Source organism: Mesorhizobium marinum (genome assembly GCF_040813675.1).
GTDB classification, from domain to species: domain Bacteria; phylum Pseudomonadota; class Alphaproteobacteria; order Rhizobiales; family Rhizobiaceae; genus Mesorhizobium_K; species Mesorhizobium_K marinum.
The window spans coordinates 558,769-577,218 of sequence record NZ_JBFOCI010000003.1; the positions used below are offsets into that span (position 1 = coordinate 558,769).

Genomic DNA, 18,450 nt, shown 5'->3' on the forward strand with positions numbered 1-18,450 from the left:
GCTTGGCGACGCTTCCCAAACCGGTTCCGGGTCTTGTCATCAGGTACAGCTATCTCTGGGCCGATGAGCATGATCGCGGTAGCGAGGAAGGCCGCAAGGACAGGCCCTGTGCAATCGTGCTTGCGACCTTGCTGGCGGATCATGAAACGCATGTCGTCGTGCTGCCGGTGACCCACACTCCCCCGGCGCCGGGCCAGGCCGCGGTCGAAGTACCCCTGGCGACAAAGCAACGTCTGGGCCTCGACCACGAGCGTTCGTGGATCGTCATCTCGGAGGCCAACAGGTTCGGTTGGCCAGGCCCCGATCTGCGCCCCGTGGTCAGAGGTACCGTCGCGACTGTCGCTTACGGCGAACTTCCGGCAGATCTCTTCCGCAAGGTTCGCGATGCCTTTCTGCGCGAGCACCACCGGCGTCGCGCCCGCCTCGTTTCCAGGACCGACTGATGGCCAAGCCCCGCTCCCAGTTCATCTGCCAGTCCTGCGGCAATGTCAGCACGCGCTGGGCCGGCAAGTGCGACGCCTGCGGCGAATGGAACACCATCGTCGAGGAGAACACGGTCGGCGGCATCGGCGGCGGCCCGCAGGCGCTGCGCAGCCCGCGCAAGGGCCGCGTCGTCGCGCTGACCTCGCTTGCCGGCGAGATCGAGGACGCGCCGCGCATCCCGTCCGGCATCGCCGAACTCGATCGCGCCACCGGCGGCGGCTTCGTCAGGGGTTCGGCCGTCCTGGTCGGCGGCGATCCCGGCATCGGCAAGTCGACGCTGCTGATGCAGGCGGCGGCCGCACTGGCCGGCAAGGGACACCGCATCGTCTATGTCTCGGGCGAAGAGGCGGTCGCACAGGTCAGGCTGAGGGCGCAGCGCCTCGGCGCATCCCAGGCGCCCGTCGAACTCGCGGCCGAGACCAATGTCGAGGATATCCTCGCGACCCTCTCAGAAGGCAGGCGCCCCGACCTCGTCATCCTCGATTCCATCCAGACGCTGTGGACCGACCTCGCCGATTCGGCGCCTGGCACGGTCACCCAGGTCCGGGCCGCCGCCCAGGCGATCATCCGCTACGCGAAATCCACAGGCGCGGCGGTCGTGCTGGTCGGCCATGTCACCAAGGAAGGCCAGATCGCCGGTCCGCGCGTGGTCGAGCACATGGTCGACGCCGTCCTCTACTTCGAGGGCGAAGGCGGCCACCATTTCCGCATCCTGCGCGCGGTGAAAAACCGCTTCGGCCCGACCGACGAGATCGGCGTCTTCGAGATGTCGGACAAGGGTCTGCGCGAAGTCTCCAATCCTTCCGAGTTGTTCCTCGGCGAGCGCCACGCCAAGGCGCCGGGCGCGGCGGTCTTTGCCGGAATGGAAGGCACGCGTCCGGTGCTCGTGGAGATCCAGGCGCTGGTCGCGCCGTCGTCTCTCGGCACGCCGCGCCGTGCCGTCGTCGGCTGGGACCAGCCGAGGCTGGCGATGGTCTTGGCCGTGCTGGAAGCCCATTGCGGCGTGCGATTCGGCCAGCACGACGTCTATCTCAATGTCGCCGGCGGCTATCGCATCTCCGAGCCCGCCGCCGATTTGGCGGTCGCGTCGGCGCTGGTCTCGTCCCTCACCGGTCTTGCCCTTCCCGCCGATTGCGTCTATTTCGGCGAAATCAGCCTATCGGGCGCCATCAGGCCTGTCGCGCACGCGCAACAACGGCTCAAGGAGGCCGAGAAGCTGGGGTTCGGGCAAGCGGTATTCCCGCAGGGGAGCGAGGAGCCGTCCGGCCCGATGGCTGGACGCTCGTTCCAGCCAGGGACGTTGACCGACCTAGTGATACGCATAGCCGGGTCAAAGCGCGGCAGCGCCGAGGACATGGAGTGACGCCGGTCACCTAAGGAGTGGGGCACTATGCCGATAACGCTGCTGGACGGAATTCTCGTCGGCTTCACCCTCGTCTCGGCCATGCTTGCGATGGTGCGCGGCCTGTCGCGAGAAATCCTGTCGATCGCATCCTGGGTTGCGGCCGCTGCGGCGGCCTTCTTCCTCTATCCGATGGTGCTGCCCTATGTGCAGCCCTATATCGACAACGACCAGATCGCGATGGTCGCCGCCGCGGGCATCGTCTTCGTCATCGCCCTGATCGTCGTCACCGTCATTACCATGAAGATCGCCGACTGGATCATCGATTCCAGGATCGGCGCGCTCGACCGGACGCTGGGCTTCCTCTACGGCGCGGCGCGCGGCATCCTGGTCGTCGCGGTCGGCCTCCTGTTCTTCAACTGGCTGGTCGGGGCCAACACGCCGGCCTGGATCGCCAATGCCAAGTCGCGGCCGCTGCTCGAATCGATCGGCTCGACGCTCGAGGGCCTGCTGCCCGACGATCCCGACAATTCGCTGCTGAAGCGCCTGACGCCGGGCGACGACGCGGAACCGGCTCCGGAAACACCGGCCGCCGCGCAGCCTGCCGCCCCGGCGCCGGCCGAACCGCCGGTCGAGGAGACGCCGGACGAAAGCCTGATGGACGCGCCCGAGGAGGCGCCAGAGGACATCCTGCCGGAAGAGCAGCTCGACGACTCCGCCCCGCCGGCCGAATAGCGGCCGGGCTGCGCATCAACCCCACGACGGTGGCGCACAAGGCCGCCGTGCACTATATGTCGGTTTTCTGACGCGAGAACGCCCCCATGGCAGACGCTCCCTTGCTGGCCGAGGCCGACGATCATTTTCACGACGAGTGCGGCGTATTCGGCATCTTCGGCCGCCAGGACGCGGCGGCGATCGTCACGCTGGGCCTTCATGCGCTGCAGCACCGCGGCCAGGAGGCCGCCGGCATCGTCTCCTATGACGGTTCGCAGTTTCACGTCGAGCGCCATGTCGGGCTGATCAGCGACAACTTCACCAAGCCCGCCGTCATCGAGCGCCTGAAGGGTACCCGCGCCATCGGCCACACGCGCTACGCCACCACCGGCGGCTCGGGCCTGCGCAACGTGCAGCCGCTGTTCGCCGAACTGTCCGAGGGCGGCCTCGCCATCGCCCACAACGGCAACCTCACCAACGCAATGACGGTGCAGCGCGCGCTGCAGAAGCAGGGCGCGATCTTCTCCTCCACCTCGGACACCGAGACGCTTCTCCACCTCGTCGCCTTCAGCAAGGAGCGCGACATCAATTCGCGCTTCATCGAGGCGGTCCGCCAGGTCGAGGGCGCGTTCTCCCTGGTCGCGCTCACCTCCAAGAAGATGATTGGCTGCCGCGATCCGCTCGGCATCCGCCCGCTGGTTCTCGGCGACCTCGACGGCGCCTGGATCCTCGCCTCCGAGACCTGCGCGCTCGACATCATCGGCGCGCGCTTCGTGCGCGACATCAAGCCCGGCGAGATGGTCGTCATCACGCCCCGGGGCATCGACAGCATTTTCCCCTTCGAGCAGCAGAAGCCGCGCTTCTGCATCTTCGAATACGTCTATTTCGCAAGACCGGACTCCTCGGTCGAGGGGCGCAACGTCTACGACGTCAGGAAGCGCATCGGCGCGGAACTGGCGCTCGAGAACCCCGTGGACGCCGACATCGTCGTGCCGGTGCCGGATTCCGGCACGCCGGCCGCCATCGGCTTCTCGCAGCAGGCTGGCCTGCCATTCGAACTCGGCATCATCCGCAACCACTATGTCGGCCGCACCTTCATCCAGCCGACCGATTCCATCCGCCACATGGGCGTGAAGCTGAAGCACAACGCCAACCGGCGCATGCTCGAGGGCAAGCGCGTGGTGCTCGTCGACGACTCCATCGTGCGCGGCACGACTTCGCAGAAGATCGTGCAGATGGTGCGCGAGGCCGGCGCGCGCGAGGTGCATATGCGCATCGCATCACCGCCGACGCGGTCATCCTGTTTCTACGGCGTCGACACGCCCGAGACGGCCAAGCTCCTGGCCTCGCGCATGTCGGTCGACGAGATGGCCGACTTCATCCGCGTCGATTCGCTCGGCTTCCTCTCCATCGATGGCCTCTACCGGGCCGTCGGCGAGGCAAGGCGCGACGAGGAGCAGCCGCAATATTGCGACGCCTGCTTCACCGCGCAGTACCCGACGCGCCTGCTCGACCACGAGGGCTCGGACAATGTCCGCACGCTCTCGATCCTTGCCTCTGGCGGCCAGTAGCGAAGAACTCCGCCGCCGGGCGCCCGTCTCCCGCTAGGCCTGGGCCAACACGCCCCTGCGAATGGCCAGGCGCTCGCCCGGACCATGGGCCCAGGCGTAGAGCAGCCCCGCCAGGAACGTGAAGTGGTCGACGAAGAAGCCGAACTCGGCCTGGTTGCCCTCCCAGTGCGACGGACCGTGGAACGCGAAGGCGAGGAAGATCACGTAGATGCCGCCGAGCAGCGCCGCTTCGGAGAAGAAGGCGCCTGTCAGGAAGGCCAGCACCAGCGCGACCTCGAATATCGCCGCCAGCCACGCGAGAAGCAGCGGGACCGGAAATCCGGCGGCGGCGATATAGGCCGCGGTATCCGGCATCCCCGCGAACTTGAAACCGGCCGCCATGGCAAAGACGCCGGCGAAGATCAGCCTTGCGGCCAGGATTGCTGCGGTCCGTCCCATTCGTTCCTCCATCTGCGCTGTCACGATGACGAACGAGCGCCAGCCGATCCGACACGGTTCCGGCAAAAAGCCGGCCACTGCGCCGAGAAATGCCCGGCGAACCGGCCGGCAGGCTTTCGCCGCCGGCCAATTCGTCCTATCTGGTGCGGCTTCATGCTTGGCAGGACCGGACGCACCCATGATCGCAACCCCTGATCTCACCGGCCGCATCGCGGTCGTCACCGGCGCATCGCGCGGCATCGGCTACTTCGTGGCCAGGCAGCTCGCGGCGGCCGGCGCGCATGTGGTGGCAGTGGCGCGCACCGTGGGCGGGCTGGAAGACCTCGACGACGAGATCAAGGCCGAGCACGCCCGCACCGGCAAGGGCGCGGCGACGCTGGTGCCGCTCGACCTGACCGACATGCCGGCCATCGATCGCCTGGGCGGAGCGATCAACGACCGCTGGCAGAAGCTCGACATCCTCGTCGCCAACGCGGCCATGCTCGGCGTCATCTCGCCGATCGGCCATGTCGAGGCGAAGACCTTCGAAAAGGTGATAACCGTCAACGTGACGAGCACCTGGCGGCTGATCCGTTCGCTCGACCCGCTGCTGCGCAACTCCGACGCCGGCCGCGCGGTGGTGATGACGTCGAGCGCCGCGCATTCGGGCCGCGCATTCTGGGCGCCCTACGCCGCCTCGAAGGCGGCCGTCGAGGCTTTGGCCAGGTCATGGGCCGACGAGACCCGCAACATGGCGCTGCGCGTCAACGCCTTCGATCCGGGCGGCACGCGCACCGCGATGCGCGCGCTGGCCATCCCGGGCGAGAATCCCGAGACGCTGCCCCACCCTTCCGAGACGGCCGCACACATCATGCGCCTGGTCGATCCGGCGCTGACCGAGACCGGCAAGATCTATCAGGTCCGCACCGGCCGGTTCGTCGCCCACAGCCTGCCGGAGTGATCGTCGCCAAGCCGGTTCCGCCGGCCGCGTAGCCGGCCACCGCCCGCTAAATCGGTCGCCGCGGCGCGGTTCACGTCCCGCTGGCCCGCGCGATCTCCGCGACCAGACCGGGTATGTCGCCGAGATCGGCCACCTGCCTGAAGCGGGCCTCGTCCTCGGGCGCCTCGGCATGCTCGTAGGCCCAGGTCAGGTCGTGCGGGACATAGACCCCCCAGCTTCCGGCCGCGATGGCCGGCAGCACGTCCGACTTCAGCGAATTGCCGATCATCATGCTCGCAGCCGGCCCGCCGCCGTGCCGGCCGAAAATCCGCTCGTAGGTCGCGCGGTTCTTGTCGCTGACGATCTCGACCGCCTCGAACAGCCCGCCGAGCCCGGACTGCGCGATCTTGCGCTCCTGGTCGACGAGGTCGCCCTTGGTGATCAGCACCAGCCGATAATGTCCTGCCAGCGCCTGCAGCGTCTCGCCGGCATGCGGCAGGATCTCGACGGGATGCGCCGCCATCTCGCGGCCGGCCGCGAGGATGTCCTTGATGACCGATGCCGGCGCGCGCCCGTCGCTCACCTCGATCGCCGCATCGACCATCGACAGCGTGAAGCTCTTGATGCCGAAACCGTAGGTCTTGATGTTCCGGAGCATCACCTGGAGCAGCCGGTCCTGCAGGTCATCGGGTGCTGNCGACAGCGTGAAGCTCTTGATGCCGAAACCGTAGGTCTTGATGTTCCGGAGCATCACCTGGAGCAGCCGGTCCTGCAGGTCATCGGGTGCTGCGTGGTCCTTGAGCAGTTCGAGAAAGCGCGCCTGCGTTGCCTGGTAGAACTGCTCGTTCTGCCAGAGCGTGTCGTCGGCGTCGAAGCCGATGGTTGTCAGGCGCGGCGGCGTCGGCATGTCCGATTCCTCCTCCCGACCGTTCTGCCCTGCCCCATCCGCCAATTCAATTGCCGGGCACGTCGGCGCCCGCGTCGGCAGAGCTTCGCCAAAGCCGCTCCGCAACGAACCCCGCAAAGCCGTCAGCGATGGCGCATCAGCGTTTCAAGCTCGGCGTCGCCGCCTTCGGGCAGCATGACGCGCACATGGACGTAGAGATCGCCGTGGCCGCCGGCCTTTTCGGTCAGGCCGCGGCCCTTGAGGCGCAGCACCTTGTCCGAGCTTGACCATGCCGGCACGGTAACCGCGATGCGCCCGGTCGGCGTCTCCACCGCGAGCTTCGCGCCGAGCACCGCATCCTTGAGCGGCACCGGCAGGTCGACATGCAGGTCGCGGCCCTCGACGCGGTAGCGCGGGTGCTTGCGCAGGCGGATCTTCACCAGCGCATCGCCGGGCTTGCCCATGCCCTGCTCGCCCTGCCCCTTCAGGCGGATCGTCTGGCCATCCTCGACGAAGGCCGGCAGCTTGACGGCGATCTTGCGGCCGTCGGGAAACTGCGCGGTGACCTTCGGCGCGGTTGCGGCCTCCTCGACCGTGATGTCGAGCGTCACGTTGATGTCGCGGCCGGGCGGGGCCTGGCGCGGGCCGCCGGCGCCCTGCGCGCCGCCGCGCTGCGCGAAAGCCTGGCCGAACAGCTCGGAGAAGATGTCGCCGGCGTCGCCTCCGGAGAACGGGTCGCCGCCGCCGCTGCGAAACTCGAAGCGCTGGCCGCCGGGGCCCGCCTGCTGGCGGCGAAATCCCGCGAACGGATCGCCGCTCGCGCCGGTGCCGGGGTGAAAGCCCTCGAAGCCCTGGAAGCGGGGCTTGCCCTCTGCATCGATCTCGCCGCGATCGAACGCCGCGCGGTTCTTCTCGTCGCCGAGGATCTCATAGGCCTGGTTGGCCTGGGCGAACCGGTCCTTCGCCTTGGCGTCATCGGGATTCTGGTCCGGATGATGCTTCTTGGCGAGCTTGCGATAGGCCGCCTTGATGTCCTTGGCCGAGGCGCTTTTCGCAACGCCCAGCACCTCATAGGGATCGCGCATTGTCTCTGCCTGCGATTAACGGAATTAGGGGTGCTCCTTATATGCGACCGGCTAGGAAGAAATTCCAGTGCCGCGCGCGGCCCAAATGTAACCGATTTTCGGCAATGGCGCGCCGGCGCCGCAACCGGATTGGCGCTAGAGCGCCTTGAAGCGCTCGATGCGCCAGATGCCGGCGCTGACCATGCAGGCCTCTCCCCTCAGCATGGCGACCCCGTCGAAGCTCTCGCGGGTGGCGCTGAACTGGCGGCAGAGCTTGCCCTCGCCCTTTTTCTCGACGATGTCGGCGATCTGGCCGCGCGAGCCGGTGTCGGCGTTCGCCCATGGCAGCGGCGCGCCGCCCAGCGCCTCGATGTCGGCCGACGTCACCGCGTTGCGGATGGTCGCTTCGTCGGACAGGCGCTCGGCGTCGGCGGGTGCGCGCGTCGCCGGCACGTTGCTGGTATAGAGGCTGCGGTCGACGTCGGCCTTGGCCAGGCTGAACCCGCCCGCACCGCAGGCCGACAGCGCCATGCAGGCGCAGAAGAGCGCCGCGAGGCGCGCGCCCTGGCCTGGGCCACCGGAAATCCACGGCTGAACGGCTTGCGCGGCGCGCGACAATCGGCAATCTCCCCGCAAACAGATGGGCCCAATGGTTAAATTATGACTGATACAGAGTTAACGAGTAGTGACTTCACCAGCCGTTCCGAGCCGTTCAGGCTGTTTTCGGAGTGGCTTGAAGACGCCACGAAAAGCGAACCCAACGACCCCAACGGCGTGGCGCTGGCGACCGTCGACGAAGACGGCCTGCCGGATGTGCGCATGGTGCTGCTCAAGGGGTTCGACGAGGCGGGCTTCGTCTTCTACACCAATTTCGAGAGCGCCAAGGGCCGCGAGATCCTGTCCTCGATGAAGGCGGCCATGTGCTTTCACTGGAAGAGCCTGCGCCGGCAGGTCCGGGTGCGCGGGCCGGTCGAGATCGTCACCGACGCCGAGGCCGACGCCTACTACGCCACCCGCCCGCGCGGCAGCCGCATCGGCGCCTGGGCGTCGAAACAGTCGCGCCCGCTGGAAAGCCGGTTCGCGCTGGAAAAGGCGGTGGCCGAATACACGACGCGCTATGCGATCGGGGAGATTCCCCGGCCGGCCTACTGGTCAGGCTTCCGCATCGTGCCGCAGCAGATCGAGTTCTGGCACGACCGGCCGTTCCGCCTGCACGACCGCATCCAGTTCAGCCGCACCGCAGAAGGCGGCTGGCAGAAGACCCGGCTCTATCCGTAACCGCTACTTCTTCCTGGTCATGAAGGCCAGGAAGGCGGCACGCGCCTCGTCTGACTTCAGCCGCTCGCGGAAGAGCGCACCCTCCTCGCGGATGCGCTCGACAAGCCGGTCGCGCGGGCCGAGCATGAGGTCGCGCGCGATCCTGAGCGCCTCGGGCGGTTTTGCCGCGACGACCGCCGCGGCGTCCATCACCGCCCCTTCCAGCCGGTCCTCCTCGACGACCTCGTAGATGAGGCCAGTCTGCTTCGCCCTCTCGGCGGAAAAACCCTCGCCGAGCGCCAGCATCGCAAAGGCTTGCTGGCGGCCGAGGATGGCCGGCGCAAGCAGGCTGGAGCCGGCCTCCGGCACCAGCCCCAGATCGACGAATGGCGTGCGGAAGACCGTGCGCGGCGTCGCGAACGTCAGGTCGCAATGCAGGTTGATCGTCGTGCCTATGCCAACCGCGATACCGTCGACCCCCGACAGGATCGGCTTCTGCGACATGGCGAGCGCGCCGAGCAGGTCCATCACCTCCAGGCCCGCCTCGCCGCCGGTCGCGACCGCCATGAAGTCGGCGATGTCGTTGCCCGCCGAAAAGGCGCCCGGCGTCCCGAACACCACATGCGCGCGCACCGCGCCGTCGGCGTCGCCTTCGACCAGCGCGGCCGTCATCGCCTGGTACATGGCGCGGGTCAGTGCGTTCTTCTTGTCCGGCCGGTTCATGCGGATGACCTGGACCGGTCCATGCCGCTCGACAAGGATGTGTTCGGTCATGTCGTTCCCCCGTCAGCCGGCGACCAGGTGCCTGCCGGCGGCAAGCAGGCCGTCCGCCCCGCCGACAACCTGCCCGCGCAGCGACACCGTGTCGCCAGCCATGTTTTCGGCGAAGAAGCGGCAGAGCGCGACGCGCTGCGGCGACGGATCGGCAAGCGCCGCGCGCGCCAGGCAGGCGCCGCCGGCGGCCAGCGCGAAGAGCCTGAGATAGGGCGTGGCGCCGGCCAGCGCCCGGTCCGTCTCGCCGGCGGCCAGCATCGACTGGAGATGGCGCGTCGCGGCCGTCAGGTCCTCGATCGACTGGTCCAGCCGCGCCGCGGCCGCCGCGGCCCCGTCGATGCCGGACTTACCGAACGCGGCGACCGTGGCCGCCAGTTCGGCGATGTAGCCATGCACATGCGCGCCGTCCGACTGCGGCAGCTTGCGGGTGACCAGGTCGATCGCCTGGATGCCGTTGGTGCCTTCGTAGATCGAGGCGATGCGGGCGTCGCGGTAGAGCGCCGCCGCGCCGGTCTCCTCGACAAAGCCCATGCCGCCATGCACCTGGATGCCGAGCGAGGCGACCTCGCTGCCGATGTCGGTCGAATAGGCCTTGGCGACCGGCGTCAGCAGGTTGGCGCGCTCCTGCCAGTGGATCTTCTCGCCGCCCTCCGACACTCGCGCCATGTCGAGCGCATGGGCGCAGCAGAAGCTGATCGAGCGGGCGATGCGCGTGTGCGCCTGCATCGTGAGCAGCATGCGCTGCACGTCGGGATGATGGACGATCGGCGCCATGCCGTCGCCCGACCAGCCGGACGCCTTGCCCTGCCGGCGTTCGTTGGCGAAGGCCAGCGCCTTCTGGAAGGCGGCCTCGGCGATGCCGACGCCCTCCAGGCCGATGGCAAGGCGCGCATTGTTCATCATGGTGAACATGCAGGCGAGGCCCCTGTTTTCCTCGCCGACCAGCCAGCCCACCGCGCCCTTCTCCTCGCCGGCGACGAAGCCGTCGCCGAAGATCATGGTGCAGGTCGGCGAGCCATGGATGCCAAGCTTGTGTTCCAGCGACGCGCAGAACACGTCGTTGCGGCGGCCGGGCGTACCGTCCGCGTCGACCAGGAGTTTCGGCACGAGAAAGAGCGAAATGCCGCGCGTGCCGGCCGGCGCGTCGGGCAGGCGCGCCAGCACGAGGTGCACGATGTTGTCGGAAAAGTCCTGCTCGCCGTAGGTGATGAAGATCTTCTGGCCGAAGATGCGGTAGGTGCCGTCGGCGGCCCGTTCGGCGCGGGCGCGCAGGGCGTTGAGGTCGGAGCCCGCCTGCGGCTCGGTCAGGTTCATGGTGCCGGTCCATTCGCCGGAGACCAGCTTCGGCAGGTAGGTCCGCTTCAATGCGTCCGTCGCGTGCTTGTCGAGCGCCTCGACCGCGCCCATCGTCAGCGTCGGGCAGAGCGCGAAGGCCATGGCGGCCGAGTTCCACATCTCGAGCGTCGCCACGCTGAGCATGGTCGGAAGCCCCTGCCCGCCGAATTCCTCGGGGCCCGTCAGCGAGTTCCAGCCGCCCTCGGCCCAGCGCCGGTAGAGGTCCTTCCAGCCGGGCGTGGTGGTCACGGCTCCGTCCTTCAGAACCGGGCCGTTCCGGTCGCCGACCGTGCCAAGCGGCGCCACCTCCTCGGTGGCGAAGCGCCCGGCCTCGGCGAGGATCGCATCGACGAGATCGACGGAGAGGTCGCCGAGGCGGCCCTCATCCAGCGCCCGGCGCAAGCCGGCGACGTCCTTCAGCGTGAAAGCGATCTCATCAACGGGCGCGCGGTACATGTCCTGCTCAACCTCCTGCCGTCGGCGGATCTCCGTACGGCGACCCTATCCGCCTTGATGACCAGCGGCTACCGCCTTTTTACGTAAGAATCAAACCAACCAAAATCATATAAAAAAATCAAATACATCACACACATTTCACACTCGCAAAAATCCCTCGCACCCGTTGACGCCCCCGCAGGCAGTCACCCATCATCGCGCAACGTACGCATACGAGGCGACCGCGATGACAGTACCCCCTCCCCCTCCGTTGCCGATAGCGCAGCACGACGAAGCAGCCTGCCAAAGCGATGCGCGCTCGATCGTTTCTAGGCACTCCCGAGACCATTTGGAATTGGCGATCACGCAGCTCGGCATTCTGATGCTCGACCCAAAGGCCGCATCAGCGCAGGTGCGAGCGTGCGAGAACATCATCGCTTGGGGCGCGGGGAAGCCGGGACGCTATGTGGACATCGGCGACTTGAAAGGTCTGACCGTTTTCGAGGCGATCGACAAGGTCATAGAGGCAACGGCGCGGGGCGAATGTTCGCTGGAGGACGGCGAGGCACTTATCGACATGCTGAAGAAGCGCGTCGACCTGACCGAGGTGGAGAAGATGCGCGACGAGTTGAAGCAGCTAAAGGCCCAGCGAACATCGAATGTCCAAGCTCAACTTACGTAAGGAACTCGACGCCTTCAAAAAGCAGTATGGCGACGTTCCTGCCTCGCAGGAGATGGCGTCCGTCATCCTGTGGCAGGTCAATGCTGACGGCAGACTGACACGCGTGAGCGAAGCCTCCGAAATTCCGGGGCTCGACATCGTTGCGATCCCGGCCGGAAAGTTTCTTCGCGAGGACTTCTCCAACTTCCAGCAACTGCCCGAGGTTGAGCGTATCCGAAGCTATTCGCACCTTCCCGATCTTCCGCCGCGCATGCCTGCCGTGCCGCCGCTTGTCGATGTTCCCGAGAACCCTTTGCCTGCGCCGACCCCCATTGGCGAGCCTGTCGAGCCGAGTGCATCGCCCGACCCGCTGCGGCCGCGCGGCACAATCGAGATTGATGAAGAGGCTGTTCTGGTTAGCATCGCCGAGCATCGCGCGAAACGCGAAACGGCAACCGAGATCGTCCACCGCATCCACAACGAGCGCATGGCGACGAGCAAGGCGCGTCAGCAGGGCAAGCCGAAGGTCAAAGAACAACCTGCGCCACAGGAACTAACACACTTGGTCGCGATGGCCCCGCAATGGAGACCGCATTCATGAGCGAGACCTCAGCATGGGACCTGCATCGGCAGGCGCAAAGGCAGCACGTCATCGACCGCGAATATCAGCGACAGCAGCGTGAAGCCGCCAACAAGGAATATGAAGCCGAGTTGCGTCGGCGCTGTGCCGTCCAGCGCGGCGACCAGTCGCCATATGAAAGCGACGTGCGCGAAGCGCGATCCGCAGCCCGGAAACTGGCCGACGGCGCTGCGGCCTTCTTCTCGTTCGGACGCAGATAACGCGTCCTCGATCTCATTTACAGATCAAGCGATCGTCATCCAACGTCGCATCGTTCAACGAGGCGAATTCTCTTGCAGCAATTCGCGAGCAATCCGGAATCGACTCATGCAGTCGCAGTTACCCGTCTCACCGCAAATCAAAACCACCAAGCAGCTTGAAGCGTGGCTGCTGGCAAACCGCCTTGCGGCGTCCGGCGATGATGCCAGGCGGATCGTTGAGCTTGCCCAATTCTATCTTGGAGAAGATCGTGCCGTCGTTCACTGAGCATTCGTCATTCGAGAAGCATCTCGTCAAACAGGGGCTGGTGCGAGGGCGTTCGGCAGCGCACGAAGCCGTGTTGATCCTCAAGAGCGCGCGATCCGCCGCCGCGGCGGAGAAACTGCTGTCGAGGTTCTTCCCCCAGTCGAAAGAGATAGCAGCCCTATCATACGAGTCACGCGACCTGTTCTGGAAAGGCAAGCAGATTGTGAACTGGGATGGCAGCGTCTCAAAAGCGACTGACCTTCTGCCAACGGAGGGTAGGAAGCCGTCCCCTTTTGACGGTTTCGCAAAGTCGCTGCTCGATACGCGGCTGACGCTTGCAGGGATCGAAGCGCGATGGCTACGGATCAAAGCGACGTCCTCGCTCATGCAGTCGTCAGGGATCGGTGAGGTCTACAAATTCGCCCCGAACGATACCGGCGCCATCCGCGGCCTCGCCTCGACTTCCGCGATGGATAGCGTCGGGCATGTCGTGCTCGACGGCGCGTTCTCGGACGCCATCAAGGATCGTGGGCTTACCGGACCTCGCGGTATCAAGTTGCTGCTCGATCATGATTGGTCGAAACCGGCGGGCGCGATCACCCGTCTGGCATACGGGCCAAGTGGGCTAGAGATCGCGGCGCAACTGTCTTTGGACATCCCTTACGTCAAGGATCGCTACGCAGCGATCAAGGCGGTCGGTGGGCATTCGTTTTCCGTTGGCTTCATGCTTCAGGACTACGAGTTCAAGAAGGACGCCAAGGGAGCCGAATATCTTCAAGTCAACCGGGGCGATCTGTTTGAAGTCTCGCTCGTCCCATTCCCAGCCAACGAAAACGCGGTGATGCAATGACCGATCACAAGCAAACCCTAGATGCCAGTATGCCGACAATCCCGAGCGACAAGTCGGACGTGGCCCCCGCAATGACGCCCGAGCGCGCAGCGCATCTGCGCAACCTCAATCAGGTGAAGAAGAACTTCGTCGAAATGCTCGCGTGCAAGTTCAGTCCGGGCACCAAACCGCGCTATTGAACGCCACAAGCTCGCGTCACGTCGTATTAAAGTCGTTGTATGGAGTGCGGCATACTACGCTAACATATATTTCGAGCAAGCACTGACGGGTTGGGTCAACCTCTTCGATGAAGCGGAACTCCATATTGCGAACGCGTTCGAGTGACTCAGAAAATGCGAGAGCGAAAACCCGGTTCAGCATCAGACCTGCGCGGGACATTTCGCCCGGTCTGTAGTTCGACGTGATAAAGCCGGTTGCGTGGCGCGCGAGCTTGAAGGCGAACGGTGCCTTTTTGTCGCCGCTCGATGGTCGCGTGTGCTCACCGTAGCGTTTGCGCACGTCGCGTGTACGGCCAACGTAGAGGCGCTTCCCGTTCTCGCTGAAAAGGTAGACGCCAGAGCCCCTGAAACTAGCGGGCAACACACCGTTTGTGGCCGGAGTCTGCCCCACGAGTGCTTCGAATTTTGAAGCCAGATTGTCAGTAAAACGCAGAAACTCCTCGTGCATCGAAATCGCTCCCGGGCAGTTGGCATCAGCGGGACGTTACTGCTTAGGAATCAAAGCCAGACAGTTCGCCAACGCGGTTTTTGTCCATCTGAGCTTTTGCAGCATTGTCGTGTGAGGAAATGCATGCGTTCTCGGCAGTTGGCTCGTCCCTTGGGGCACTAGCAGCGCTACTGGCAAGGCACTGAGGCCCAGTTTCAAAGTGCTCTCCTCTCAGCCCTTCGCTGCAAGCCCTTCAAGCCTGGCGGTGAGGCCATCGCGCAGTTCTCGCATATTCTCATAGAAGATAACGGGATAGTCGTGGATGTCGAACTGGATGTCGGTGTCCTTCCGGGCGACATAAATCGGCAGCTTCCCTAGACCGTGCGCGTAGCCAGCCTCGTAGAAGACGTTAGGCCTGTTGCCTGTAAGGTCACAGATAACAAACTCTGCACGCCGAATGCTGGAGAGAATTCTATCCGTAATTCTTGTATTGGCATGCTGCTCGTCAACACGCTCCGCTTTGATTCCGCGCTTAGCGGCCGCATCCTTGATGGTGTCTAAAACATCGACCGCGGCCTTGTCAGACGGGTCAATTGCCATCGCGATAAACGCGTAGCTCTTTTCAATCTCTAGTTTGACCGCAGGCTCATTTCGTGGAGTCCGCGTCAGCGCTCCCCCTTTGATGGCACCGATAGACTCATCGATCATATCGATGACAACGGAGATCATATCCATGCCGTAGGGAGCGTTCAGCAGCATGTCGAATGGATCGCGATCACGAAGTATCAGACCGCCTACGATCGGAGGAGGCGTAATAGTTACTGTTCTCGCACGGCCAGCCTGTGACACGATGTTTTCGACGGATGACTTGCGCTGCATTATCTCGGCACGGACCTCTTCTCTCTCTTTTAGGGTTAAGCGATCTGCCCTGCTAACCCGACCATCCCTGCCATCCCATTTCTTGAGCAGGTCTTTGAATTCGCTCAGCTCGCGAATGGCGTCCTCGTTTTCCATCATGGCTTTTCCGTCCCTATCCAGCGATGTTTGTAACGAAAACCCGCTCTTAGCGCCAACCGTTGTTAGCTAAGCGCTTTTTTCGTAGATGCTTTTGGTGGGCAATTGCCAGTGTGTCTTGGGAGGGGATCACATATGAGAACAATTGCAGCTGCTTTGCTGTTCGTCCTCGGCTTCACGGTGTCGGCCGCCGCACAATATTCAGACACCTGGTATGACGGCAACGAAATCCACGAAGGTTGCCAGACAAATCCATTTGGGTTGACACTGGGCTTTGCAGTGGGCGCGGCAGAATCAGCGGCTCGTAAAGGTGACGCATGCATTCCACTTGGCGCAAAGGCAAGTCAGGTTAGAGACGTTGTCTGCCGATACCTTGAAGCCAATCCCCAGTCTCGACAGGAACCCGCTTTCAATCTCGCATATAAAGCCATCATCTCGGCTTGGCCGTGTACCTAGGGACCGAGGCGATAGCTCCCCTCCGCTTTCCGTGTCGCATCCGCGACTTTGCCGAAGGAGTGACGGGAGCTATCTCAAATCAGCTTGCGGTCCCAAATGAACTCTCTTACTCGCATATAGTCGGTCTTGCATTCCGGGCATTTATGGGCACCACCAACTACGAAGCCCATGCGATAAAAGCGTCCCGCGTTCTGTTCACATCGTGGGCAGAACGCCGATCCACGGGGGCTGCCGTCCTCAAAAGATTCATACTTGAAACCGTTCACCTCAACCAGATTGCCTCGCCAATAGAACGCCTCCCTTAAACGATCAATTTCCCGATCTTTTTCAATAGCTTCATCTCGCGCATCGACAAGCGCCATTCGAACATCCGCTAGATTGCTAATGACGTCAGCCAGACGCGCCTTCATGCCAGCATTGTCGAGACTTTGGTCAATTTCGCGAAGGTCCTTTGCAATGCCAACAGCTGTCGCCACTGCCGAAAGAGCACCTGCCCAGTCCATTTCTCTTCTCCTCCTTGCGCACCTGAATATCTGCATCGCCCCTTCGGCAGCAAACGCTTGGTACTAACAAGGCCAGCTATGGGTACTGTGAGCAGAGTTCGACGGATGGGGCATGCCCGAAATGCCCCGTTGTGCCGCAGCCCGCCTCAATCGGGCTGATGCATACGGTCTGAAAGCTGATAGAGGCCAAACAGCGTGATAAATATCATCTGCCAGAGTAAAAAGCCGAAACCCACCGAGAATGCGCATCGGACGTACCACAACAGCCATGCCGGTGTCATCGCGACTACGCTAGGTGCACCTATTTGGGCTGCCAACGAGACGAAGTAGATGCCGAAAGAAAGAAAGGTTAGATATCCAAATAACATAGACAGCATACGCCTGCGCGTTAGCTCAATCTTGGTTGATCGCCCACGGACAGACACCTCAACCGTTGGAGCCGGATCCGGCAACAAGTTGTCCATGTCAGGTCGATTAAACGTTGCGACTGCTGCGAGTGCGGTTAAATAGAAACCGGGCAAGATTTGGAAAAGACCCATCAGAAGCTGGATTACACCGTCTTTTCCGAAAATGACAGGCGCAACTGGAAGCGCATAAATTGTACAGGTTGCCAATATGGAAAATAGCATTGGAAGAAGAATGTCGATCTTCCACTTGCTGTCATCTCTGATGGACATGTACGCCAATGGGCGCAGCAACTGATACATAATCATCGTTGCGGACCCTTTAGGGCCTCCATTTCATCATCAAGCAGGCGTAACATCCTCGCTTGCAAGCGATCGGATATCACCACGCTTGCTTCCGGAAGCATAACTCCAATGCCACTTACCCGCGACTTCTTAATATATCCGTCATTCAACACATTGCCGCTATCAGTGTCGATTAACGCCGTATGATTGGTGTTGTCGGCGGAAGAGAAGCTAATTCTGGCAACCTCTAGGTCGTTCCGTTTCCCAAGGGTGATTGCCTCTCCAATCGTCCTTAGCGGCGCATCGCTCCACGTTGTCCGTGCGGAGAGCACAATCGACTTCTTTACCGGATACACACGCCGACCCTCACCAAAGCCAATCCGCTCGGTTGATGACGTCTCTAGCGCGATTCCTCTTAACGCTCCTGCTTCAATGTCGTCGCGAAATTTGTTGGACAGATGCCCCAACAATTCCACTCGATTCTTATACTTTTGCATGACGGGCTGCCCATCCTTGACGGCGCCGCTTGGATGGGGATGGGAAAAATCATCCGGATGCACGCGTTTGATTTGGCGCAGGAGGTGATTGAAATACCGCTCGACGCGTGCCCTCGGCAACGTTGGAGCTTCTTCCAACATCATGAGGTAGCGAAACCGCCGCTTGGGCACTTCGTCAAGACTTATCGCGATATGCGCAGATTCCGGACGACCTTCGCCTTCGGCCTTAGCCTCATCTCGTTGATCGTCGGTTTCTAAGTGAGCAAAGGACGCATCGGGAGCGTCAGCATCGTTTGAATAGAGCAGAAGCCAGAGCACCCTACCAACGACTTGGTGAGACCGGATGTATATCTTCTTGCGTCGATCTCGTGACCAGTACGTCGTATTTGCTTTATCGGCAGCAAGTTCAACGATCTTGTCGGCGATCCATTCCATCGATTTCAGGGGCGACGTTTCAGGGTCGGACCGCACCTGACAATCAAGGTATAAAATATCGCGAATCTGCTGCGTTCTCATGCCGCTCCTCTCTGCGTGAGGCGCGTAGAATAGACGCATGTTTCACAACTTCAAGAATGACCAACGTCTGGCGACTATTTATCCGAAGCTTTTACGCAACTCGATTTTCGGCTTCCTGTGGGTCGGCTTGGGCGGGTTAGTCGCGTTCTCGAATGTGGGCAAACCTACGTCCTCCCTGTCCATCAATGGGACATAATTCCTAATTATATACTTGACAAAAGTAGGGGGTGGACTCATAACGGAACCAAGGAGTTACCGTTATGGACATCACCGCACCGATCTACACCGACGCCGAGGCAGCCCGCGAGCACCTTGAG

At 63.2% G+C, this 18,450-nt stretch carries 24 protein-coding genes; 12 read left to right on the forward strand and 12 right to left on the reverse strand.

Going from position 1 to position 18,450, the window contains the following annotated elements; translation table 11 throughout:
• The first annotated feature begins 2 nt into the window (after positions 1-2).
• The 4 genes from ABUE31_RS13535 to purF all read left to right on the forward strand — a co-directional run bounded on the left by ABUE31_RS13535 (position 3) and on the right by purF (position 4,110).
• Positions 3-443 (forward strand): hypothetical protein, encoded by a 441-nt coding sequence (locus ABUE31_RS13535; protein WP_367724129.1) that lies wholly within the window; start codon positions 3-5, stop codon positions 441-443.
• Complete coding sequence (gene radA / locus ABUE31_RS13540; protein ID WP_367724130.1) at positions 443-1,846, forward strand: DNA repair protein RadA; 1,404 nt, start codon at positions 443-445, stop codon at positions 1,844-1,846. The genes ABUE31_RS13535 and radA overlap by 1 nt, the downstream gene beginning before the upstream one ends.
• A gap of 27 nt (positions 1,847-1,873) precedes the next feature.
• The gene (locus ABUE31_RS13545; protein WP_367724131.1) at positions 1,874-2,560 is read left to right on the forward strand and encodes a CvpA family protein; all 687 of its coding nucleotides are present in this window, start codon (positions 1,874-1,876) and stop codon (positions 2,558-2,560) included.
• Positions 2,561-2,646: 86 nt separating this feature from the next.
• Positions 2,647-4,110, forward strand: a complete 1,464-nt coding sequence (gene purF / locus ABUE31_RS13550; protein ID WP_367724132.1) for an amidophosphoribosyltransferase — start codon at positions 2,647-2,649, stop codon at positions 4,108-4,110.
• A 33-nt stretch (positions 4,111-4,143) separates the two neighbouring features.
• Here the strand turns inward: purF and ABUE31_RS13555 are convergent, their stop codons facing one another.
• Positions 4,144-4,548: a DoxX family protein gene (locus ABUE31_RS13555; RefSeq protein WP_367724133.1), complete on the reverse strand. Its 405-nt coding sequence runs from the start codon at positions 4,546-4,548 to the stop codon at positions 4,144-4,146.
• 178 nt (positions 4,549-4,726) lie between these two features.
• On the opposite strand from ABUE31_RS13555, the gene ABUE31_RS13560 reads away from it, so the two are divergent.
• On the forward strand, positions 4,727-5,488 hold the full coding sequence (locus ABUE31_RS13560) for an SDR family NAD(P)-dependent oxidoreductase (protein ID WP_367724134.1): 762 nt from the start codon (positions 4,727-4,729) through the stop codon (positions 5,486-5,488).
• A 70-nt stretch (positions 5,489-5,558) separates the two neighbouring features.
• Here the strand turns inward: ABUE31_RS13560 and ABUE31_RS13565 are convergent, their stop codons facing one another.
• The 3 genes from ABUE31_RS13565 to ABUE31_RS13575 all read right to left on the reverse strand — a co-directional run bounded on the left by ABUE31_RS13565 (position 5,559) and on the right by ABUE31_RS13575 (position 8,035).
• The gene (locus tag ABUE31_RS13565; RefSeq protein WP_367724135.1) at positions 5,559-6,374 is read right to left on the reverse strand and encodes an HAD family hydrolase; all 816 of its coding nucleotides are present in this window, start codon (positions 6,372-6,374) and stop codon (positions 5,559-5,561) included.
• Positions 6,375-6,496: 122 nt separating this feature from the next.
• Positions 6,497-7,438 carry a DnaJ C-terminal domain-containing protein gene (locus tag ABUE31_RS13570; RefSeq protein WP_367724136.1) on the reverse strand — a complete coding sequence of 314 codons (942 nt, stop codon included), beginning with the start codon at positions 7,436-7,438 and terminating at the stop codon, positions 6,497-6,499.
• A 135-nt stretch (positions 7,439-7,573) separates the two neighbouring features.
• Positions 7,574-8,035: an RT0821/Lpp0805 family surface protein gene (locus ABUE31_RS13575; RefSeq protein ID WP_367724137.1), complete on the reverse strand. Its 462-nt coding sequence runs from the start codon at positions 8,033-8,035 to the stop codon at positions 7,574-7,576.
• 42 nt (positions 8,036-8,077) lie between these two features.
• On the opposite strand from ABUE31_RS13575, the gene pdxH reads away from it, so the two are divergent.
• The gene (gene pdxH / locus ABUE31_RS13580; protein ID WP_367724138.1) at positions 8,078-8,695 is read left to right on the forward strand and encodes a pyridoxamine 5'-phosphate oxidase; all 618 of its coding nucleotides are present in this window, start codon (positions 8,078-8,080) and stop codon (positions 8,693-8,695) included.
• 3 nt (positions 8,696-8,698) lie between these two features.
• Here pdxH and ABUE31_RS13585 read toward each other — a convergent pair whose 3' ends face one another.
• Together ABUE31_RS13585 and ABUE31_RS13590 are read right to left on the reverse strand one after the other, a co-directional pair.
• Entirely contained in the window at positions 8,699-9,448 is a 750-nt protein-coding gene (locus tag ABUE31_RS13585) for a crotonase/enoyl-CoA hydratase family protein (protein ID WP_367724139.1), read from the reverse strand.
• Between the two features lie 12 nt (positions 9,449-9,460).
• Positions 9,461-11,239 carry an acyl-CoA dehydrogenase family protein gene (locus tag ABUE31_RS13590; protein WP_367724140.1) on the reverse strand — a complete coding sequence of 593 codons (1,779 nt, stop codon included), beginning with the start codon at positions 11,237-11,239 and terminating at the stop codon, positions 9,461-9,463.
• A 328-nt stretch (positions 11,240-11,567) separates the two neighbouring features.
• On the opposite strand from ABUE31_RS13590, the gene ABUE31_RS13595 reads away from it, so the two are divergent.
• From ABUE31_RS13595 to ABUE31_RS13605, 3 genes are read left to right on the forward strand one after another with little or no spacing between them, the layout of a single operon-like run.
• Complete coding sequence (locus tag ABUE31_RS13595; protein WP_367724141.1) at positions 11,568-11,900, forward strand: hypothetical protein; 333 nt, start codon at positions 11,568-11,570, stop codon at positions 11,898-11,900.
• Positions 11,878-12,480, forward strand: coding sequence for a hypothetical protein (locus tag ABUE31_RS13600; protein WP_367724142.1), 603 nt, complete (start codon positions 11,878-11,880; stop codon positions 12,478-12,480). The genes ABUE31_RS13595 and ABUE31_RS13600 overlap by 23 nt, the downstream gene beginning before the upstream one ends.
• Positions 12,462-12,719, forward strand: coding sequence for a hypothetical protein (locus tag ABUE31_RS13605; RefSeq protein ID WP_367724143.1), 258 nt, complete (start codon positions 12,462-12,464; stop codon positions 12,717-12,719). The genes ABUE31_RS13600 and ABUE31_RS13605 overlap by 19 nt, the downstream gene beginning before the upstream one ends.
• A 127-nt stretch (positions 12,720-12,846) precedes the next feature.
• Here ABUE31_RS13605 and ABUE31_RS13610 read toward each other — a convergent pair whose 3' ends face one another.
• Positions 12,847-12,981 (reverse strand): hypothetical protein, encoded by a 135-nt coding sequence (locus ABUE31_RS13610; RefSeq protein WP_367724144.1) that lies wholly within the window; start codon positions 12,979-12,981, stop codon positions 12,847-12,849.
• On the opposite strand from ABUE31_RS13610, the gene ABUE31_RS13615 reads away from it, so the two are divergent.
• Together ABUE31_RS13615 and ABUE31_RS13620 are read left to right on the forward strand one after the other, a co-directional pair.
• Positions 12,968-13,813, forward strand: a complete 846-nt coding sequence (locus ABUE31_RS13615; RefSeq protein ID WP_367724145.1) for an HK97 family phage prohead protease — start codon at positions 12,968-12,970, stop codon at positions 13,811-13,813. The two genes, ABUE31_RS13610 and ABUE31_RS13615, sit on opposite strands and share 14 nt — an antisense overlap.
• On the forward strand, positions 13,810-13,992 hold the full coding sequence (locus ABUE31_RS13620; protein ID WP_367724146.1) for a hypothetical protein: 183 nt from the start codon (positions 13,810-13,812) through the stop codon (positions 13,990-13,992). The genes ABUE31_RS13615 and ABUE31_RS13620 overlap by 4 nt, the downstream gene beginning before the upstream one ends.
• A gap of 16 nt (positions 13,993-14,008) precedes the next feature.
• Here ABUE31_RS13620 and ABUE31_RS13625 read toward each other — a convergent pair whose 3' ends face one another.
• Both ABUE31_RS13625 and ABUE31_RS13630 read right to left on the reverse strand, forming a co-directional pair.
• Entirely contained in the window at positions 14,009-14,479 is a 471-nt protein-coding gene (locus tag ABUE31_RS13625; RefSeq protein WP_367724147.1) for a GIY-YIG nuclease family protein, read from the reverse strand.
• A gap of 210 nt (positions 14,480-14,689) precedes the next feature.
• Positions 14,690-15,475, reverse strand: a complete 786-nt coding sequence (locus ABUE31_RS13630; protein WP_367724148.1) for a hypothetical protein — start codon at positions 15,473-15,475, stop codon at positions 14,690-14,692.
• A 132-nt stretch (positions 15,476-15,607) separates the two neighbouring features.
• Between ABUE31_RS13630 and ABUE31_RS13635 the strand changes: the two genes are divergently transcribed.
• Positions 15,608-15,928: a Rap1a/Tai family immunity protein gene (locus tag ABUE31_RS13635; RefSeq protein ID WP_367724149.1), complete on the forward strand. Its 321-nt coding sequence runs from the start codon at positions 15,608-15,610 to the stop codon at positions 15,926-15,928.
• 74 nt (positions 15,929-16,002) lie between these two features.
• Here ABUE31_RS13635 and ABUE31_RS13640 read toward each other — a convergent pair whose 3' ends face one another.
• From ABUE31_RS13640 to ABUE31_RS13650, 3 genes are all read right to left on the reverse strand, one after another.
• Complete coding sequence (locus tag ABUE31_RS13640; protein ID WP_367724150.1) at positions 16,003-16,431, reverse strand: hypothetical protein; 429 nt, start codon at positions 16,429-16,431, stop codon at positions 16,003-16,005.
• Between the two features lie 146 nt (positions 16,432-16,577).
• Positions 16,578-17,144 carry a hypothetical protein gene (locus ABUE31_RS13645; RefSeq protein WP_367724151.1) on the reverse strand — a complete coding sequence of 189 codons (567 nt, stop codon included), beginning with the start codon at positions 17,142-17,144 and terminating at the stop codon, positions 16,578-16,580.
• On the reverse strand, positions 17,141-18,133 hold the full coding sequence (locus tag ABUE31_RS13650) for a hypothetical protein (RefSeq protein ID WP_367724152.1): 993 nt from the start codon (positions 18,131-18,133) through the stop codon (positions 17,141-17,143). Before ABUE31_RS13650 ends, ABUE31_RS13645 begins: the two co-directional genes overlap by 4 nt.
• Between the last annotated feature and the right edge of the window lie 317 nt (positions 18,134-18,450).

Coding starts and splice junctions, on each gene's coding strand:
- radA (WP_367724130.1), top strand. CDS start 443: ATGGCCAAGCCCCGCTCCCAGTTCATCTGCCAGTCCTGCGGCAATGTC.
- ABUE31_RS13545 (WP_367724131.1), top strand. CDS start 1,874: ATGCCGATAACGCTGCTGGACGGAATTCTCGTCGGCTTCACCCTCGTC.
- purF (WP_367724132.1), top strand. CDS start 2,647: ATGGCAGACGCTCCCTTGCTGGCCGAGGCCGACGATCATTTTCACGAC.
- ABUE31_RS13555 (WP_367724133.1), bottom strand. CDS start 4,548: ATGGGACGGACCGCAGCAATCCTGGCCGCAAGGCTGATCTTCGCCGGC.
- ABUE31_RS13560 (WP_367724134.1), top strand. CDS start 4,727: ATGATCGCAACCCCTGATCTCACCGGCCGCATCGCGGTCGTCACCGGC.
- ABUE31_RS13570 (WP_367724136.1), bottom strand. CDS start 7,438: ATGCGCGATCCCTATGAGGTGCTGGGCGTTGCGAAAAGCGCCTCGGCC.
- pdxH (WP_367724138.1), top strand. CDS start 8,078: ATGACTGATACAGAGTTAACGAGTAGTGACTTCACCAGCCGTTCCGAG.
- ABUE31_RS13585 (WP_367724139.1), bottom strand. CDS start 9,448: ATGACCGAACACATCCTTGTCGAGCGGCATGGACCGGTCCAGGTCATC.
- ABUE31_RS13590 (WP_367724140.1), bottom strand. CDS start 11,239: ATGTACCGCGCGCCCGTTGATGAGATCGCTTTCACGCTGAAGGACGTC.
- ABUE31_RS13600 (WP_367724142.1), top strand. CDS start 11,878: ATGTCCAAGCTCAACTTACGTAAGGAACTCGACGCCTTCAAAAAGCAG.
- ABUE31_RS13605 (WP_367724143.1), top strand. CDS start 12,462: ATGGAGACCGCATTCATGAGCGAGACCTCAGCATGGGACCTGCATCGG.
- ABUE31_RS13620 (WP_367724146.1), top strand. CDS start 13,810: ATGACCGATCACAAGCAAACCCTAGATGCCAGTATGCCGACAATCCCG.
- ABUE31_RS13625 (WP_367724147.1), bottom strand. CDS start 14,479: ATGCACGAGGAGTTTCTGCGTTTTACTGACAATCTGGCTTCAAAATTC.
- ABUE31_RS13630 (WP_367724148.1), bottom strand. CDS start 15,475: ATGATGGAAAACGAGGACGCCATTCGCGAGCTGAGCGAATTCAAAGAC.
- ABUE31_RS13635 (WP_367724149.1), top strand. CDS start 15,608: ATGAGAACAATTGCAGCTGCTTTGCTGTTCGTCCTCGGCTTCACGGTG.
- ABUE31_RS13640 (WP_367724150.1), bottom strand. CDS start 16,431: ATGGACTGGGCAGGTGCTCTTTCGGCAGTGGCGACAGCTGTTGGCATT.
- ABUE31_RS13645 (WP_367724151.1), bottom strand. CDS start 17,144: ATGATTATGTATCAGTTGCTGCGCCCATTGGCGTACATGTCCATCAGA.
- ABUE31_RS13650 (WP_367724152.1), bottom strand. CDS start 18,133: ATGAGAACGCAGCAGATTCGCGATATTTTATACCTTGATTGTCAGGTG.